Source organism: Streptococcus sp. M143 (assembly GCF_000162495.1).
Lineage (GTDB): Bacteria > Bacillota > Bacilli > Lactobacillales > Streptococcaceae > Streptococcus > Streptococcus dentisani.
The window spans coordinates 106,020-124,791 of sequence record NZ_GG730097.1 but is presented as its reverse complement, the minus strand read 5'-3'; the positions used below and the strand labels follow the sequence as shown (position 1 = coordinate 124,791).

The 18,772-nt window shown below is 43.6% G+C and carries 15 protein-coding genes and 2 pseudogenes; 2 read left to right on the top strand and 15 right to left on the bottom strand.

The genetic code is table 11. The features are described 5' to 3' along the window. Window positions 1-51: 51 nt before the first annotated feature. Window positions 52-2,749: pseudogene (locus HMPREF0850_RS07245) on the bottom strand (cation-translocating P-type ATPase). A 311-nt stretch (window positions 2,750-3,060) separates the two neighbouring features. On the opposite strand from HMPREF0850_RS07245, the gene mntE reads away from it, so the two are divergent. Further along, window positions 3,061-4,245 carry a CDF family manganese efflux transporter MntE gene (mntE, locus tag HMPREF0850_RS07240; protein ID WP_001076579.1) on the top strand — a complete coding sequence of 395 codons (1,185 nt, stop codon included), beginning with the start codon at window positions 3,061-3,063 and terminating at the stop codon, window positions 4,243-4,245. Between the two features lie 37 nt (window positions 4,246-4,282). On the opposite strand, the gene HMPREF0850_RS07235 is transcribed toward mntE, so the two are convergent. The 8 genes and pseudogenes from HMPREF0850_RS07235 to cdaA all read right to left on the bottom strand — a co-directional run bounded on the left by HMPREF0850_RS07235 (window position 4,283) and on the right by cdaA (window position 12,571). After that, window positions 4,283-6,154, bottom strand: coding sequence for an ABC-F family ATP-binding cassette domain-containing protein (locus HMPREF0850_RS07235; RefSeq protein ID WP_001279120.1), 1,872 nt, complete (start codon window positions 6,152-6,154; stop codon window positions 4,283-4,285). Continuing rightward, window positions 6,151-7,349, bottom strand: a pseudogene (locus HMPREF0850_RS07230) (CCA tRNA nucleotidyltransferase). Before HMPREF0850_RS07230 ends, HMPREF0850_RS07235 begins: the two are co-directional and overlap by 4 nt. After that, window positions 7,346-8,113 (bottom strand): 4-hydroxy-tetrahydrodipicolinate reductase, encoded by a 768-nt coding sequence (gene dapB, locus HMPREF0850_RS07225; protein ID WP_000027889.1) that lies wholly within the window; start codon window positions 8,111-8,113, stop codon window positions 7,346-7,348. The pseudogene HMPREF0850_RS07230 and the gene dapB overlap by 4 nt, the downstream one beginning before the upstream one ends. A gap of 151 nt (window positions 8,114-8,264) precedes the next feature. Further along, window positions 8,265-9,113: a DegV family protein gene (locus HMPREF0850_RS07220; protein WP_000762151.1), complete on the bottom strand. Its 849-nt coding sequence runs from the start codon at window positions 9,111-9,113 to the stop codon at window positions 8,265-8,267. Between the two features lie 2 nt (window positions 9,114-9,115). Continuing rightward, window positions 9,116-9,490, bottom strand: a complete 375-nt coding sequence (locus HMPREF0850_RS07215) for a DUF1149 family protein (protein WP_001050090.1) — start codon at window positions 9,488-9,490, stop codon at window positions 9,116-9,118. A 73-nt stretch (window positions 9,491-9,563) separates the two neighbouring features. Further along, window positions 9,564-10,916 (bottom strand): phosphoglucosamine mutase, encoded by a 1,353-nt coding sequence (glmM, locus tag HMPREF0850_RS07210; RefSeq protein ID WP_000521439.1) that lies wholly within the window; start codon window positions 10,914-10,916, stop codon window positions 9,564-9,566. A 28-nt stretch (window positions 10,917-10,944) separates the two neighbouring features. Then, window positions 10,945-11,727, bottom strand: a complete 783-nt coding sequence (locus tag HMPREF0850_RS07205; RefSeq protein ID WP_001230928.1) for a CdaR family protein — start codon at window positions 11,725-11,727, stop codon at window positions 10,945-10,947. After that, the gene (cdaA, locus tag HMPREF0850_RS07200) at window positions 11,714-12,571 is read right to left on the bottom strand and encodes a diadenylate cyclase CdaA (RefSeq protein WP_001010981.1); all 858 of its coding nucleotides are present in this window, start codon (window positions 12,569-12,571) and stop codon (window positions 11,714-11,716) included. The genes HMPREF0850_RS07205 and cdaA overlap by 14 nt, the downstream gene beginning before the upstream one ends. A 136-nt stretch (window positions 12,572-12,707) precedes the next feature. Here cdaA and HMPREF0850_RS07190 point away from each other — a divergent pair, with 136 nt between their 5' ends. After that, window positions 12,708-13,676, top strand: coding sequence for an NAD(P)/FAD-dependent oxidoreductase (locus HMPREF0850_RS07190; RefSeq protein ID WP_000081029.1), 969 nt, complete (start codon window positions 12,708-12,710; stop codon window positions 13,674-13,676). Window positions 13,677-13,708: 32 nt separating this feature from the next. Here HMPREF0850_RS07190 and whiA read toward each other — a convergent pair whose 3' ends face one another. The 6 genes from whiA to clpX are packed head-to-tail and all read right to left on the bottom strand — an operon-like array spanning window position 13,709 to window position 18,750. Beyond that, on the bottom strand, window positions 13,709-14,620 hold the full coding sequence (whiA, locus tag HMPREF0850_RS07185; RefSeq protein WP_000011264.1) for a DNA-binding protein WhiA: 912 nt from the start codon (window positions 14,618-14,620) through the stop codon (window positions 13,709-13,711). Then, window positions 14,617-15,594, bottom strand: coding sequence for a YvcK family protein (locus HMPREF0850_RS07180; RefSeq protein ID WP_001231058.1), 978 nt, complete (start codon window positions 15,592-15,594; stop codon window positions 14,617-14,619). Before HMPREF0850_RS07180 ends, whiA begins: the two co-directional genes overlap by 4 nt. After that, window positions 15,591-16,481, bottom strand: coding sequence for an RNase adapter RapZ (gene rapZ, locus HMPREF0850_RS07175; protein WP_000163039.1), 891 nt, complete (start codon window positions 16,479-16,481; stop codon window positions 15,591-15,593). Before rapZ ends, HMPREF0850_RS07180 begins: the two co-directional genes overlap by 4 nt. Window positions 16,482-16,531: 50 nt before the next feature. After that, on the bottom strand, window positions 16,532-16,912 hold the full coding sequence (locus HMPREF0850_RS07170) for a RidA family protein (protein ID WP_001140427.1): 381 nt from the start codon (window positions 16,910-16,912) through the stop codon (window positions 16,532-16,534). Window positions 16,913-16,921: 9 nt separating this feature from the next. Further along, window positions 16,922-17,509, bottom strand: coding sequence for a ribosome biogenesis GTP-binding protein YihA/YsxC (gene yihA, locus HMPREF0850_RS07165; protein ID WP_000405196.1), 588 nt, complete (start codon window positions 17,507-17,509; stop codon window positions 16,922-16,924). 8 nt (window positions 17,510-17,517) lie between these two features. Continuing rightward, window positions 17,518-18,750, bottom strand: a complete 1,233-nt coding sequence (gene clpX, locus HMPREF0850_RS07160; RefSeq protein ID WP_009013928.1) for an ATP-dependent Clp protease ATP-binding subunit ClpX — start codon at window positions 18,748-18,750, stop codon at window positions 17,518-17,520. Between the last annotated feature and the right edge of the window lie 22 nt (window positions 18,751-18,772).

Below are 18,772 nucleotides of genomic sequence, written 5' to 3'. Positions count from 1 at the left end.
CTAGTCCTTTCCTTCAAATGCAAAAAAAGCCATCCGAAGATGACTTACTTTTTAAATCGCGTTCTTATCAAGACCAAGTTTACGTTGAACAAACTTGACGATTTCGACGATAAGTATCATTGAGAAGCTTCCAGCTAGAACAATAGCCCATTGTGACAAGTCCAGTTTTGTTACGTGGAAGATTCCTTCAAGCGGTTCTACAACAATTGTTGCCATCAAGAGAATGAAGGATACCAAGATTGACCAGTTGAAGGTCTTAGACTTGAATGGTCCAACTGTCAAGATGGATTGGTAAACAGACTTAACGTTGTAGGCATGGAAGAGCTGGATCAAACCGAGTGTTGCAAAGGCCATGGTAAGGGCATCTGCGTGAATGGCTTGATTGTCTCCTACATGGACTGGATAGGTAAGAGCAAGGCCATAAACGGTCAAGACCAGTGCCCCTTGGAGTACACCTTGATAGATGATAGAACTCAAGACACCACCTGAGAAGAAGCTTGACTTACGTCCACGAGGTTTGTGGGTCATAACACCAGGTTCAGCAGGTTCAACACCAAGAGCGATAGCTGGGAAGGTATCGGTTACCAAGTTGATCCATAAAAGATGAACTGGTTGCAAAACATCCCATCCAAAGAGGGTTGCTAGGAAGATGGTCAAAACTTCAGCCGTATTGGCAGAAAGAAGATATTGAATTGTCTTTTGAATGTTTGAGAAGACCTTACGTCCTTCTTCAACTGCGACGATAATAGTCGCAAAGTTATCATCCGCAAGAATCATATCAGAAGCCCCCTTAGAAACCTCTGTACCAGTAATTCCCATACCGATACCGATATCGGCTGTTTTCAGAGCTGGCGCATCGTTGACACCGTCACCAGTCATGGCAACGACCTTACCTTGGTTTTGCCAAGCTTTCACGATACGAACCTTGTGTTCTGGAGATACACGCGCATAAACAGAGTATTGACCAACTACTTTTTCAAATTCTTCATCAGAAAGTTCGTTGAGCTCAGCACCAGTCAAAACATGGTCTTCTGAGTCATTTTCATCGATGATTCCCAAACGTTTGGCAATAGCTTCCGCTGTATCTTGGTGGTCACCCGTAATCATGATTGGACGAATACCAGCTTCTTTAGCGACACGAACAGCTTCTGCCGCTTCGGCACGTTCAGGGTCAATCATCCCAATCAATCCAGTAAAGATCAAGTTGTTTTCCAGTTCTTCAGAAGTAAGATTTTCTGGAATACTATCGATAATCTTATAAGCACCCGCAAGAACACGCAAGGCTTGGTGAGCCATTTCAGAGTTGTTTGTGTGAATTAAGTCATTGACTTGATTATCAATCGGAGCAACATCTCCAGCCTTATCACGAGCAACACAACGTTTCAAGAGTTGATCTGGAGCCCCTTTGACTGCTACGAGGAATTTACCATCTGGCAATGGGTGAACTGTTGACATGAGTTTACGATCTGAGTCAAACGGCAATTCAGCTACACGAGGATATTTCTCTAAGAACCCTTTAACATCGTAGCCCTTGTCCAAGGCATACTGGATGAAGGCTGTTTCGGTTGGGTCACCAATCAGGTTTCCTTCAGCATCAATCTTGGTATCGTTGGCCAAGACAACTGAACGAAGTAGTGGCATGTCCAAGCCAAGTTTAATATCATCAGCTGAGTCATGTAGGACTGCATCATAGAAGACTTTCTCGACTGTCATCTTGTTCATGGTAAGCGTACCAGTCTTATCAGAAGCGATGATTTCTGTTGAACCAAGCGTTTCAACTGCTGGCAACTTACGAACGATAGAGTTTCGTTTTGCCAAAACTTGAGTACCAAGGGCAAGAACGATGGTTACGATAGCAGGGAGCCCTTCTGGGATGGCTGCAACAGCAAGCGCAACAGAAGTCATCAACTCACCAAGTGGATCTTTACCTTGAATGAAAACACCCACTACAAAAGTAACAAGGGCAATGACCAAGATAGCGTACGTCAAGACCTTAGAAAGGTTGTTCAAGTTTTGTTTGAGTGGTGTATCCGTCTCATCCGCATCTTGGAGCATGCTAGCGATATGACCAACTTCCGTGTACATACCTGTATTGACAACAACACCAAGACCACGACCATAAGTCACGTTTGAGTTTTGGAAGGCCATATTGACACGGTCACCAATACCAGCATCGGCAGCGAGCTCTACGGTCAAGTCTTTTTCAACTGGAACAGACTCACCTGTCAAAGCTGCTTCTTCGATTTTAAGAGAATTAGCTTCTAGCAAAAGTAGGTCTGCTGGCACTACGTCACCTGCTTCAAGGGCAACGATATCTCCTGGCACCAATTCTTTGGAATCAATTTCTGCCATGTGTCCATCACGAATAACGCGAGCAGCTGGACTGGACATAGATTTGAGGGCTTCGATGGCTTCTTCTGCTTTTCCTTCTTGGTAAACACCGAAGGCAGCATTGATGATAACCACGGCAAGGATAATGATGGCATCTGCGATATCTTCCCCACCAGAAGTTATGACAGACAAGATGGCTGCAGCCACCAAAATAATAATCATCAAATCCTTAAATTGCTCGATAAACTTGACTAGGAGAGATTTTTTTCTCACCCTCTTCCAGTTCATTACGTCCAAATTCAGCTAGGCGTTTCTGCGCTTCGCTTGACGAAAGACCTTGCTCAGTTGCTTCAACTGACTTCAAGACCTCTTTAGGACTCTGAGTGTAAAACGCTTGGCGTTTTTGTTTTTTTGACATGTGTCTCCTCCTTGACATTGTGTGCAAAACAAGCTCTCTTTTGGTTTTATGACAAACAAAAAGAGACCTGTTAATCCATAACAAGTCTCGCTGTTTAAGATAGCGCCGGAAAACATACTTTTCAGTATACAATTCGGAATGACGACACTATCACAGGTTTCTGCCAGCTACTCCCTTGATGAGTAGTACTATTATATCAAAATTTGAACATTTTTCAAGGGTTTAAATCAGATGAAACAAGACTAAATTTGAATTTTCCCATGAAAACCAGTATAATGAAAACAGAATCTCAGCACTAGAAAGGAAGTCCGATGAATCAATCCATGTCAAATCTCAAGTTGGCGGAACGTGGTGCCATTATCAGCATTTCGACCTACCTCCTCTTGTCTGCGGCAAAATTGGCAACTGGCCACCTCCTTCACTCCTCCAGTTTGGTGGCAGATGGTTTTAACAACGTATCCGATATTATCGGAAATGTAGCCCTCTTGATCGGGATTCGGATGGCTCGCCAACCTGCAGACCGTGACCATCGCTTTGGTCACTGGAAGATTGAAGATTTGGCTAGTTTGATTACTTCCATCATCATGTTCTATGTTGGTTTTGATGTGCTTCGGGACACCATTCAAAAAATTCTCAGTCGGGAACAAACGATTATCGATCCTCTGGGAGCATTTCTAGGAATCATTTCGGCAGCGGTCATGTTTGTCGTTTATCTCTATAACACACGCCTCAGTAAGAAATCCAAATCCAAAGCTCTAAAGGCAGCAGCTAAAGATAATCTTTCCGATGCAGTCACCTCACTTGGTACTTCCATTGCTATCCTAGCCAGCAGTTTTAATTATCCGATTGTGGATAAATTAGTCGCTATCATCATCACTTTCTTTATCTTAAAGACAGCCTATGATATCTTTATCGAGTCTTCCTTCAGTCTTTCAGATGGTTTTGATGACCGGCTACTAGAAGACTACCAAAAGGCTATCATGGAAATTCCAAAGATTAGTAAGGTCAAGTCCCAAAGAGGGCGTACCTACGGTAGCAACATCTACCTTGATATCACCTTAGAAATGAATCCCGACTTATCTGTCTATGAAAGTCATGAGATTGCAGACCAGGTCGAGTCTATGCTAGAAGAGCGTTTTGGAGTCTTTGATACCGACGTCCATATCGAGCCAGCACCTATACCTGAAGATGAAATTTTAGACAATGTCTACAAAAAACTGCTCATGCGCGAGCAATTGATTGACCAAGGAAATCAGCTAGAAGAACTCCTTGCTGAGGACTTTATCTATATCCGTCAAGATGGAGAACAGATGGATAAAGAGGCTTATCGAGCCGAAAAAGAACTTAAAGCTGCGATTAAGGACATTCAGATCACTTCCATCAGTCAGAAAACAAAACTCATTTGCTATGAGCTAGATGGCATCGTCCACACTAGTATCTGGCGTCGCCATGAGACTTGGCAAAATATTTTTCACCAGGAAACAAAAAAAGAATAGAAAAATCCTGTCATTGCGACGGGATTTTTCTATTCTTCTAACTATCAAACTCACTTAGGTATTCATAGCGTTCGTATTTTTCAAGGAGTTCTTCATTTTTCTCGTCTAGCTCTTTCTGAAGCGTCGCCAGTTTGCCAAAGTCGGAGCCATTTGCCTGCATTTCTTCTTCAATGGCTGCGATACGATTTTCCAAGATTTCAATATCGCCTTCAATGCTTGCCCACTCCTGCTTTTCTTGGTAGGTCATGCGTTTCTTGTCTTCACGGACCTTGACCACTTTCTCCTTTTCGGCCTTTTGCACTTGATTGGCCATCTCTGTTTCAAAGGCTTTTTCATCAAGGTAATCAGTGTAATGGCCAAAGAAAGTACGGATGTTGCCATTCTCAAAGGCGAGAATCTTGGTCGCTACCTTATCCAAAAAATAACGGTCGTGGCTAACTGTCAAGACAGGGCCGGCAAAACTCTGCAAGAAATTCTCCAAAACTGTCAAAGTTGCAATGTCTAGATCATTGGTCGGCTCGTCCAAAAGAAGAACATTTGGTTTTTCCAAGAGTAATTTGAGGAGATAGAGGCGTTTTTTCTCTCCACCTGACAATTTCTCAATCAAGGTTCCATGCGTCGAACGTGGGAAGAGGAACTGCTCCAGCAACTCTGCAATGGAAGTCGTAGAACCACCACTGGTCTTGACTTCTTCTGCCACTTCCTGCAGGTAATTGATAACGCGCTTGCTCTCGTCTAAGCCTTCGATTTGTTGAGAGAAATAGGCGATGCGAACCGTCTCACCGATGATAAGTTGACCTTCAGTCGGCGCAAGACTTCCTGCAATCAGATTAAGCAGGGTGGATTTTCCCACACCGTTGTCCCCAACGATACCGATACGGTCTTTGGCCTGCACCAAGAGGTTAAAATCTTGTAAAATGGGCTTGTTCTCATAAGCGAAGGAAACATCTTTAAACTCGATGACCTTCTTACCAATCCGACTGGTCTCAAAGTTCATGGTTAAGTCTGTCTCAGTAGGATTATCTGAAACTTCCTTTTTCAAGTCGTGGAAACGATTGATACGAGCTTGTTGCTTGGTCGCACGCGCCTGCGGTTGTCTGCGCATCCAGGCCAATTCTTGCTTATAAAGTTGTTCTTTTTTGTGGAGAAGAGCCGCATCGCGCTCATCCTGTTCCGCCTTAAGGCGAACATAGTCCTGATAATTGCCCTGATACTCGGTCAAGCCTGCTCGGTCCAACTCGAAAATTCGTGTTGACAAAGCGTCTAGGAAATAACGATCATGTGTGATGAAGAGAACGGTCTTCTTGGAATTTTTCAAAAAGAGGGTCAGCCACTCAATAGTCGCAATATCCAAATGGTTTGTCGGCTCATCCAGAAGCAAGAGGTCGTGGTTTCCTAGGAGAACTTGCGCCAACTGAACCCGTCTTCTCAGACCACCTGACAATTCGCCAACAGGAGTTGATAAGTCCTGAATCCCCAACTTGCTGAGAACCGTCTTGACCTGGCTTTCAATTTCCCAAGCTTGGAGAGAGTCCATCTCTGCCATGACCCGTTCCAAATGAGCCTGCTTGTCCTCACTGTAGTTGAGCAGGAGGAGTTCATACTCACGAATCAACTGGATTTCCTTGAGGTCGCTGGATAGAACCGTATCCAAGACCGTCTTGCTATCATCAAAATCTGGATTCTGAGTCAAGTAACCGATCTTATAGTCATTCTTTGCCGAAAAGGGACTGACATCACCATCAAAGACAGAAACACCCGAAAGAACATCTAAAAGGGTGGTCTTACCCGTTCCATTGACACCAATTAGACCTATTCTGTCCAAGTCATGAATAATAAAGGAAATATCCTTAAAAACGGTCTTGTCACCAACGGATTTGCTTAGTTTTTCAACGATAAAATCACTCATTTTTTCTCCCTCAGGTAAGCATGGATGGCTTGACGGTCATTTTCCAACTCTCCATCAACAATGGCAAACTCAATCTCTGTTAAAACCTCTCCCAAATCTGGCCCAGGTTGATAACCATATTCCTTGATTAAAATACCACCGTTGATCTGGATTTCTTTCTTATCATAAATGGTCAAACTCTGGTAAGTTTCTGTGATGGCTTGTGGGTTGACTGCTTTTCCTTGAGCCTGACGAAGATTTTCAGCCTGTAGAAGGGAATCCAAGTCAAAGCGGTAACAATCGCGCTTGCTCAGCTCTCCTTCTTCTCGCAAAGCCAAAATAGTCAGCAAATCTTGTACTTGCTTGGCAAACTGGCGTGAGGTTTTCCACGCCTTCAAAAATGGCTGCGCATCTTTAATCTCCAAAGTCCACAATAGAGCCGCCCAAGCTTGTTCGGAAGATTCAAAAGTGAAATCACTCTCTAAATCAAACAGTCTGTTGAGCTTGTCCTGACTCCCTGCCATATCTGGAAGATAATTATAAGCTTGACTCTCAATCATGGAAGACAGGCCAACTCGCCAAAAAGGTGCCAGCAAGAGTTTATCAAACTCAACGAAGGTGCGCTCCACAGAAATCTTCTCCAAGAGCGGCGTCAAGGATTTCATCGCTTCAAATGTTTCTGGCTCAAGTTCAAAACCAAGACTGGCCTGAAAGCGAAAACCACGCATAATCCGCAGAGCATCTTCGTTGAAACGCTCACTAGCAATTCCAACTGCTCGCAAAACTTGATTTTCCAAATCTTCTAAACCATGGAACAAGTCAATGATTTCACCTGTCTCATCCAAGGCAAAGGCGTTGACTGTGAAATCACGACGTTTGAGGTCTTCTTCTAGCGAACGCACAAAAGAAACCGCACTCGGTCTGCGATAGTCCACATAGACATCCTCCGTCCGAAAGGTAGTTACTTCATACTCTTCATTCCCATCTAAAACCAAGACTGTTCCGTGCTCAATTCCGATATCGGCTGTTCGCGGAAAAATCTGCTTGGTCTCTTCTGGATAAGAAGAGGTCGCGATATCCACATCATGGATGGGACGATGGAGAAGGGCATCTCTGACGGACCCCCCAACAAAATAGGCTTCAAAACCTGCTTCTTTAATTTTTCTAATACTGGTAAAGCCTTCTGAAATTCAGAAGGCATTTGTGTTAATCTCATAATAAGTGTTCTAATCCATAAACAAGCTCATGACGCTTGACAACTTCTTTGATTCCCAAATTCACCCCTGTCATGAAGGAGCTGCGATCATAGGAGTCATGACGGAGGGTCAATCCTTCTCCCTGATTGCCAAAAATGACTTCCTGATGGGCTACCAAGCCTGGTAGACGAACTGAGTGGATGCGCATGCCATCAAAGTTAGCACCACGAGCACCTGCAATCAATTCTTCCTCATCAGGCGCACCTTGCTGAATAGACTCTCGAACTTCCGCCATTAACTCGGCAGTTTTAATAGCTGTTCCACTCGGAGCATCCTTTTTCTTGTCATGATGGAGCTCGATAATCTCCACATTTGGGAAATATTTGGCAGCCTGCACCGCAAATTGCATCAGCAAGACAGCTCCCAAGGCAAAGTTAGGGGCAATCAAGCCACCCAAATCTTGTTCACGGGAAAATGCTTTTAGTTCTGCAATTTCTTCACTAGTAAAGCCTGTTGTTCCAACCACTGGAGCGAAGCCATTTTCAAGAGCAAAGCGTGTATTTTCGTAGGCAACGGCTGGTGTGGTAAAATCTACCCAAACATCCGCTTCAAAACCAGCCAAGTCGGCCTTATCATTGAATACAGGAACCCCCTGCCATTCTGATTCAGACTCAAAAGGATCCAACACTGCAACCAAGTCCAAGTCTGAATCAGCCAAGACCATCTGACAAGCAGCTTGGCCCATCTTTCCCTTAAACCCGGCAATAATTACTCGAATACTCATCTCTACTCCTGTCTAAGATACAAAGGACGTTAGCTGCCCATGAAAAATAGAGAATGGCACTGACTTTCCACGAAAGGCAAGACAGGCATCTTTTTTCAAGTGGCAGATAGTCCGTGTTCAATTTCTAAGATACAAAGCCTGTAAGAACAATCTAGACGATTGGTGTATAGCTCAAGGCAATACTGCCTTCTCCAAGGTGGGTCCCAATGACACTACCAAAGCTAACAATTGGAATCTCAGAAGTCACACCGCTCTCAATCAAAAGCTGACGTAAGTCCACTGCCTTTTGAGGAGTATTGCCATGAATGACTGTGATACGGTAGTCCCCATCTTTTGTCAACTCTTTGATGATTTCCACCAAACGTTTGATTGCCTTCTTTTCCGTACGAACTTTTTCGTAAACTTCAATAACCCCATGGTCATTAAAGTAAAGGATAGGCTTGATACTGAGGAGATTCCCTAAGACGGCAGCCCCATTTGACAAACGTCCTCCCTTAACCAAGTGGTCGAGGTCATCTACTATGATAAAGGCTGAGTTATCAGCGATTTGGATAGCCAACTTCTCCTGAATCTGGACAAAATCATCGCCTTGTTCTGCCCATTCAAAGGCACTCTCCACCATAAATCCTAGAGGGGAACTTGTGATATGGGTATCTGGAAAGGCAATGGTCAAGCCATCATACTCATCCAACATGTATTGGATGTTCTGATAAAAGCCTGAAATTCCTGACGAAAGAAAGAGTCCCAAAACATGGGTATAACCCTCATCTTTCAAGGAACTTAGAATCTCATCCAATTTGGCAATACTTGGTTGACTAGTTTTAGGCAATTCTGCAGACTGAGCCATTTTTTGATAAAATTCCTCAGCAGTCAGATTGACACCTTCAACATACTCCTCCCCATCAATATTGACAGGAATATCCAAGACAAATAGATTCTCTCTTTGCAGCGTCTCCTCCTCTAAATAGGCTGAAGAATCTGTAATGACAGCTAATTTCATGACTAAAACTCCAAATTGATCCCTGGAAGATCCAAGGCGATTTCTGTTACTTCATACGTCAAACGATTGAGCATGTTCAAACATGGACGTGCCAAGTTTTCAACTTCTTCTTGGTTAAATTCGCTTGGTTCGTTGACAATACGACCTTCCACATGGTTAACTTGAGAAATCGTTCCGCTGATGACGAATTTGTCAAAGACAATCATGAAACTCAAGATAACGACAAGCGAAGTCACTTGGTTTTCTTGGTCATGTTGGAGTAGCTGAAAGTTCACGTCTACCTTGGTTTCAGGAGCTCCATTTTCATTTTCCCATTCAAAGTTACGAGCATCAAAGTGATACTGGCTAACAAATTCTTGTTCTCGTTTAAGATTCATTTTTCTCTCCCATTGCTACAATTTACTATGCAATTGTACCACATTTTTATCATTTCATCTAGTTTTCTAGGCTTTAGTCAATTCCGATTTCATCTTTAACAACCGCAGCAATCGTATCTACGTAGTAGTTAACTTCTTCTGTTGTTGGGGCTTCTGCCATGACGCGCAAGAGGGGTTCTGTTCCACTTGGGCGGACAAGGATACGGCCGTTCCCTGCCATTTCTTCTTCCATCTTCTCGATGATTGTCTTGATGGCTGGCACTTCCATGGCTTTTTCTTTCATGGCATTTTCCACTCGGATATTGACCAGTTTTTGCGGGTAAATCGTCACTTCTGATGCTAGTTGGGACAAGCTCTTGCCTGTTTCTTTCATGATTTTAGTCAATTGAACAGCTGATAATTGACCATCACCTGTTGTATTATAATCCATCAAGATAACGTGACCAGACTGTTCACCACCAAGATTGTAGCCTGATTTTCTCATTTCTTCAACGACATAGCGGTCACCAACAGCAGTCACTGCCTTTTTAATGCCAGCACTCTCCAAGGCCTTATGGAACCCAAGGTTAGACATAACCGTTGTCACGATGGTGTTTTGAGCCAACTGGCCTTTTTCAGAAAGATATTTCCCGATGATGTACATGATCTTATCACCATCGACGATGTCGCCATTTTCATCAACAGCAATCAAACGGTCACTATCACCGTCAAAGGCCAAACCAATAGCTGACTGGCTTTCTTTGACCACTTCTTGAAGAGCTTCTGGATGTGTAGAACCCACATTCAAGTTGATATTAAGACCATCTGGTGTCTCACCGATAACAGTTATTTGAGCCCCAAGGTCTGCAAAGATTTGACGGGCACTTGTAGATGCTGCACCGTTTGCTGTGTCCAAGGACACTTTCATTCCCTCAAGAGGCGTTCCAGTTGAAACAAGGTAACCTTCATACTTACGTAAACCTTCTGGATAGTCCACTAAGGTTCCCAATCCTTCGGCACTTGGACGAGGAAGGGTGTCTTCTGTAGCATCTAGCAAGGCTTCGATTTCTGCTTCTTTGTCGTCATCAAGTTTGAAGCCATCCCCACCAAAGAATTTAATTCCATTATCAAGGGCTGGGTTGTGGCTAGCGGAAATCATGACACCTGCACTGGCTCCCTCAGTTTTGACCAAATAAGCTACTGCTGGTGTCGCAAGGACACCGAGTTTGTAGACGTGAATCCCTACTGATAGAAGACCTGCCACCAAGGCAGATTCTAGCATTTCTCCTGAGATACGTGTATCACGTCCTACAAAAACTTTAGGGGCTTCCGTTTCGTGTTGGCTAAGGACATAACCACCAAAACGTCCCAGTTTAAAGGCCAATTCTGGCGTCAGTTCTACGTTTGCTTCTCCACGGACTCCATCAGTCCCAAAATATTTACCCATTTTATTTATCATCCTTTTCTATTATTTATTATTGTTTAGACGAATCTGATTTCGTTTCTGAACTCGTTGAAGACGAACTGCCCTCTGAGGAACTTGTTGACGAGTTACTCGAACCAGACGCTGCTGTTTTTGTTGTAATTTTCATAGTCGTGTCAAATGGCATAATGACGCTTGGCAAGACATTTCCATTTTTATCAACTGCTTGTAGAGGAACAGAAGCCGAGTAGTTACCTGTTATCCGTTCACTCGTCGGTAAGATGGCAATGACACGATCTACTTTGGAGAGGGTTTCCTCATCACTAATAACCGTTACTTTTTCATCTGACACAGTAACTGTATCGATTTTCACACGAGAATCAATCTGGCTAGGATCAATCTCTGGGACAACGATTACATTGTCTCGTTTTGCTTTTTTACCGACCTTCACTGTTATCTTTTGTGGTGTCGCAACAGCGGTCAAACCACTTGGTAGATTTTCTATGTTTAGAGGAACTTCGATGGTCCCTACACTGGCATTGGTTAAGTCAGCTGTCACCTTGAATTTGCGCGTACTTTCCTGCATTTCGCTTGCCAAAGCAACTCGATTGGAACCTGTCAAGAAAACTGTTACTTCTGATGTGAAGCCGCTAATAAAGTACTGTTCACTGTCATAGTGGATATCAATTGGTACATTGAGTACCGTATTGGTATAGGTTTCCGTCCGCACCTGTCTGGCGCTATTGCTATTCTGATAGTTTGTTGAAGTCGCATAGATAAAAAGGATGCAAGCGAAAAAGAAGGAAGAAATGATATAAAGACTATTCTTTCTCATGTTTCAACCCTCCTAGCAAGCGCTCTTTCAGACCTTGTTTTTCCTCTGATGTTGGAAGCAAGATTCTTCTCAATTCAGATTCAAACTCGTCCAAGGTCAAATCGTGCTTAAAGACTCCATTATAAGTAATTGAGATTCCACCTGTTTCCTCTGAAACCACAAAGGTAAGAGCATCTGACACTTCCGACAAACCAATCGCCGCCCTGTGACGCGTTCCAAACTCCTTGGAAATCTCTGTATTTTCAGTTAGTGGCAAGTAGGCTGAAGTAACAGCAATCCGATCTTCTCGGATAATGACCGCTCCGTCGTGTAAGGGAGTGTTAGGAATAAAAATATTGATGAGCAATTCAGCTGAAATCTTGGCATCTAAGGGAATCCCCGTCGATATGTATTCCTGTAAGGTTCTCACTCGCTGCACTGCTACCAGCGCACCAATTTTACGCGGACTCATGTATTCGACTGATTTGACAAAGGCACGAATCATCTGCTCCTCTGCACTAATCGGAGCATTGGAAAAGAAATCCGTTGCCCGACCCAACCGCTCTAGACCTGTCCGAATCTCTGGTGAAAAGATGACCACTGCTGCAATGACCCCGTAGGTGATGATCTGATTGATCAACCATGATATGGTCGTTAAACCAATCATATTGGAGAGAATTTGAGCTAGAATGAAGACCAAAACTCCCCGCACCAAGATCATGATTTTAGTACCTGCAATGGCCTTTGTAAAATGATACAAAATATAAGTCACAATCAGAATATCAATCAGATTGATGACGATACTCCAAGGGCTTGATAACAAACTCGTCCAGTATTGCAAGTTGGAAAATTGCTGAAAATTCATCCCTAGTTCCCTCCCTATCAAAACACGTTCCGCCCTATTATACCATTTTCTAACAATTTTTTCCCTATCCTACTTCATTTTAATTTGATTAAAAATATGATAAAATAAACTGACTAGAAAAAACGAAGGAGAAATCATGTCTCAACTCTATGATATTACCATTGTAGGTGGCGGTCCTGTCGGGCTCTTTGCTGCCTTTTACGCCCACCTACGCCAAGCCAAAGTCCAAATCATCGACTCTCTTCCCCAGCTCGGTGGTCAACCAGCCATCCTCTACCCTGAGAAGCAAATCCTTGATGTGCCAGGTTTTCCAAACTTAACTGGAGAAGAGTTGACCAATCGCTTGATTGAACAGCTAAACGGCTTTGAAACACCTGTTCATCTCAATGAAACTGTTCTTGAGATTGAAAAACAAGATCAAGGCTTTGCCATTACAACCTCTAAAGGTAGTCACCTGACTAAAACAGTTATCATTGCCATGGGGGGTGGCGCCTTTAAACCACGACCGCTTGAATTAGAGGGTGTTGAGGACTATGAAAATATCCACTACCACGTGTCCAACATTCAACAATACGCAGGTAAGAAAGTAACCATTCTAGGTGGTGGGGACTCAGCAGTGGACTGGGCTCTAGCTTTTGAAAAAATTGCGCCAACTACACTTGTTCACCGTCGAGATAACTTCCGCGCCTTGGAACACAGTGTGCAAGCTCTACAAGAATCATCTGTAACCATTAAGACACCGTTCGTTCCTAGCCAACTCCTCGGAGATGGAAAAACACTCGATAAACTAGAAATCACCAAAGTCAAATCAGATGAAACTGAAACTATTGAGGTAGACCACCTCTTTGTCAACTATGGTTTCAAATCATCTGTCGGCAATCTTAAAAATTGGGGTCTGGACCTCAACCGCCACAAGATTATTGTCAACAGCAAGCAAGAATCCAGCCAAGCAGGTATCTATGCCATTGGGGACTGTTGCTACTATGAAGGTAAGATTGATTTGATCGCGACAGGACTGGGTGAAGCTCCAACAGCTGTTAACAATGCCATTAACTACATCGACCCTGACCAAAAAGTACAACCCAAACACTCAACCAGTTTATAAGAAAAGAACCACGGATCAACTGATTCGTGGTTTTATAATTCATCTGCTATCTTGTTTATTTTTCTGAGTCTGTGGTTGACGCCACTTTTGGTCAAGGGATTGCTCAGGCTATCTGCCAACTGCTGGATAGAATAGTCTGGGTGCTGGATTCGCAACTGAGCTACCTCCTGCAAATCCACTGGTAAATTTTCCAAACCCATTCTATCTTTGATTTTACTGATATTATTGATGGTCTTCATACTAGCAGAAACCGTTCGAGCGATATTGGCTGTTTCAGCATTATTGGCCCGATTGAGATCGTTACGGGTTTCACGCAAAATCTTGACGCGCTCAAAATTATCACGCGCCTGCATGGCCCCAATCACAATCAAGAAATCCATGATGTCTTCTGCCCGCTGGAGATAGGTAACCGCACCTTTCTTGCGCTCAATGACCTTGGCATCCAGCAAAAACTGCTGAAGGAGGGAGACCAATCCTTGGGCATGGTCCATATAAACGGAACTAATCTCCAACTGGTACTTGCCAGACTCAGGATCTTGGATGCTGCCATTTGCCAGAAAGGCACCACATAAGTAAGCACGTCCAGCTTCTTCATCTGCTAAAATATCAGGATCAATGCCTGTCTCCAAACCAAAGAAAGAATCCGCAAGCCGCAAATCAGCTAAAAGCTCCTGCACCCTCTCATCGGTATAGACCGTGTAGACACGGTTCTTACGAAGATTGCTTCTCTGATGGTGTCGAATCTCAGACTTAATCTCATAAAAATGGAGAAAGGACTCATAAAGGTGACGAGCTAACTTGGCATTTTCGGTCACGACGGACAAGGTCAAGCCCGAACTAGATAGCCCGATACTGCCAGACATCTTGATGATGGCAGACAATTCATGACGACTGAGATGGTGTTGACCAAGAATTTCCTCTTTTACTGCAACTGTGAAACTCATTTCCTCACCTGTATAATGCGCATCAATTCATCTACAATCAAATCGCCATCATGGAAGGCTCCTCCATTTTCCAAACGAAGGAAGTTGGATGAAATCACACGAGGAACCTGCTTGCAAAGACCAGCAAAATCATGCTCTACCTGAACCAAATACTCATCGAAACGGTTGGTATCCATGTATTCTCTAGGAACCTTTTCGATATTGACCAAGACCGTATCAATAAAAGGCCGACCTAAGTGTCGATGGAGAACTTCCACATGGTCACTGTCTGAAAAGTGCTCTGTTTCCCCACGTTGGGTCATGATATTGCAGACATAGGCGATTTCCGCCTTAGTCTCCAGGAGAGCCTGCCCAATCTCCTCGATGACAATATTGGGCAAAATCGATGTAAAGAGGGAACCAGGCCCCAAGACGATCATGTCACTCTCGAGAATGGTATTGACTACTCGACGGCTGGCTTGTGGTGTTTCATCATCCAAGGTATTGGTCACATAGACATGGTCGATCATGCCTGGATGATCTGCAATATGGCTCTCACCTGCCACCTCAGAACCGTCTTTAAAGACTGCATGCAGTGTCAAAGGCTGATCGCTTGAAGGGTAGATTTTTCCTGTTGTATGAAAGAACTTACTGAGTAATTGCATAGCATTGTAGGTAGATCCTTGCATTTCAGAGAGCCCTGCTATAATGATATTTCCTAGAGGATGACCTGCAAAAGCACCAGCCTCTTCTGAAAAGCGGTACTGAAAAACCTTCTCATAAAATTTAGGCATATCCGACATGGCTACCAGGACATTGCGAAGATCTCCTGGTGGTGTCAGCTGTTGGATATTCTTTCTTAGTTCACCAGAAGAGCCACCATCATCAGCTACCGTTACGATGGCTGCGATATCAACATCCTTTTCTCGCAAGCTTTTCAAAATGACGGGGATACCTGTTCCTCCACCAATCACCGTTATCTTTGGTTTTCTCATGAACGGTTTACCGTTTCCTTTCTTCTGTCTTTGTCACGATGGCTTTCATTGACAGGCCAGTTTTTAGCAAGGTCCTCAGCAATTCGTTTGGCAAAGGCGACACTACGGTGTTGTCCACCTGTACATCCTACTGCAATAGTTAAAACAGACTTGCCTTCTTTTTTGTAACTTGGCAAAATGGGTTCAATCAAAGCTAACAAGTGCTGATAGAAACTTTCAGACTCTTCATGATTCATCACATAGTCATAAACTGCTTGATCCTCACCTGTCTGATTACGGAGTTCAGGTAGATAATAGGGATTTGGCAAGAAACGGACATCAAAGACCAAGTCTGCATCAATCGGGATACCATACTTGAATCCAAAAGACATGACCTCGATACGGAAAGACTGGGCCTGTTCTTGGTCCGAAAATTGCTCAGCAATGGTTTTACGTAGTTCACGCGGAGTTAGTTCTGTCGTATCCACCACATTTTGGCTCATGTTTTTCAAAGGTGCCAGAAGTTCGCGTTCTAGCTTGATGCCATCTAAAATTCGACCATCTGCTGCTAGAGGGTGACTCCGTCTGGTTTCCTTATAGCGAGCCACCAATTCCTTATCTGCTGCGTCTAAAAAGAGAATTTTGAAGTCCAAATCATCTTGGTTTTCCAATTCATCCAGAACAGCCTGAATCTCTGAAAAGAAGGAACGGCTCCGCATATCGACTACCAAGGCCAGTTTGTGGTCATCATCTTTAGTTTCAACCAACTGTAAAAACTTTGGCAAGAGGGCTGGTGGCATATTGTCAATAGTGAAATATCCCAAATCCTCGAAGGACTGAATAGCTACCGTTTTCCCTGCGCCACTCATCCCTGTCACAATCACCAGGTGAAGTTGTTTCTTTGTCATCTATCTCTCCTTATATCAAAAAAGTTTGGCAGAGCCAAACTTCAACTAGCTTATCCAATCTCTGCGATCACTTCAATTTCGACTTTTACATCACGAGGAAGACGTGCAACCTCTACAGCTGAACGAGCTGGAAATTCCTCTTTAAAGGCAGTCTGGTATACCTCGTTAAAAGGAACAAAGTCATTCATATCGCTCAAGAAGCAAGTTGTTTTAACAACATGATCAAAGTCTGTTCCTGCTTCAGCCAAAATAGCACCGATACTTTTCAAGACTTGTTCTGTCTGTTCTTGTATAGTTTCTCCTACAATTTCACCAGTTTCAGGAGATAGGGGAACTTGACCGCTAGCAAATAAAAGATTACCAACGATTTTTCCTTGAACATAAGGTCCGATTGCTTTTGGAGCTTTGTCTGTATGAATTGTTTTTGCCATTTCTTTCTCTCACAATTTTTCTAATATTGCATCCCAAGCCTGATCCATCCCTGCCTTGCTGACAGACGAAAAGAGAATGAAGTCGTCACTTGGGTCAAAGTTTAATTTCTTTTTGATTGCTGATTCGTGCTTGTTCCACTTACCACGAGGAATCTTGTCCGCCTTGGTCGCAACGATGATAACCGGAATCTCATAATACTTAAGAAATTCGTACATCTGCACATCATCTGCTGACGGGTCGTGGCGGAGATCCACCAGACTGACCACGGCACGGAGATTTTCCCGAGTGGTCAGATATTCCTCAATCATGCGCCCCCACTTTTCACGTTCCTTTTTTGAAACGCGGGCATAACCATAACCTGGTACATCCACAAAGCGCATCTTGTCATCAATGTTAAAGAAGTTGAGTAGCTGGGTTTTTCCAGGTTTCCCCGATGTACGAGCAAGATTCTTGCGGTTCAGCATGGTGTTGATAAAGCTAGACTTGCCAACATTTGAACGCCCTGCAAGGGCAATCTCTGGCAGGTCATCCTGCGGATAGTGGGACTTGTTTGCCGCACTGAGCAAGATTTCAGCATTGTGTGTATTGATTTCCATAGTCACCTCTAGGCTGTTTCTAGGATAGGTTTTTCCGTTCCATCGACAGCTTCTTTTGTGATGCGAACCAATTTCACATTTTCCTGACTTGGCACTTCAAACATAACATCTAGCATGGTTTCTTCGATGATGGAGCGAAGACCACGCGCACCAGTTTTGCGTTCGATAGCCTTATTGGCGATTTCCTGAAGAGCTTCATCGTCAAATTCCAACTCTACATCGTCATAAGAAAGCAAGGTTTGGTATTGTTTGACCAAGGCATTTCTTGGTTCTTTCAAGATGCGAACCAAGTCATCGACCGTCAATTGCTCAAGAGCTGCAAAGACAGGCAAGCGTCCAATCAACTCAGGAATAATACCGAATTTTTGAATATCTTCAGCGATAATTTCTTGCATGTAGGAGCTATTTTCGTCAATTGCCTTGTTACTTTGACCAAATCCGATAACTTTTTCACCTAGACGTTGTTTAACGATTTCTTCGATGCCATCAAAAGCACCACCCACGATGAAGAGGATATTTTTAGTATCCACCTGAATCATCTCTTGTTGTGGATGTTTGCGTCCACCTTGAGGCGGCACGCTAGCTACAGTTCCCTCGATAATCTTGAGAAGGGCTTGTTGCACTCCTTCACCCGAAACATCACGTGTGATAGACACATTCTCGCTCTTCTTGGCAATCTTGTCAATTTCATCCACGTAGATAATCCCACGTTCTGCACGTTCGATGTTAAAGTCAGCAGCCTGCAAGAGTTTGAGGAGGATATTTTCCACGTCCTCACCCACATACCCAGCCTCAGTCAGAGCTGTTGCATCTGCAATAGCAAAAGGTACGTTCAAGCTCTTAGCCAAGGTCTGGGCCAAGAAAGTTTTCCCAGAACCAGTTGGGCCAATCATCAAGATGTTTGACTTCTGCAAATCCACATCTTCTGACTCTTCACGCGTATCGTGGAAATTGATGCGTTTGTAGTGGTTGTAAACAGCCACTGCCAAGGCACGTTTGGCACGATCTTGACCAATCACATAGTGGTTTAAGATATTGAGGAGTTCGATTGGTTTTGGTACTTCAGACAAGTCTGCCAAAACTTCCTCGGCCAACTCCTCCCGAATGATTTCCTGGGCCAACTCCACACATTCATTACAGATAAAGGCGTTGTTCCCAGCGATTATTTTCTTTACTTCTTCTTGGCTTTTGCCACAAAATGAGCAATAAACCATCATATCATTTTTCCTATTTGTAGGCATGATTTCCTTCCATTCTAATTTA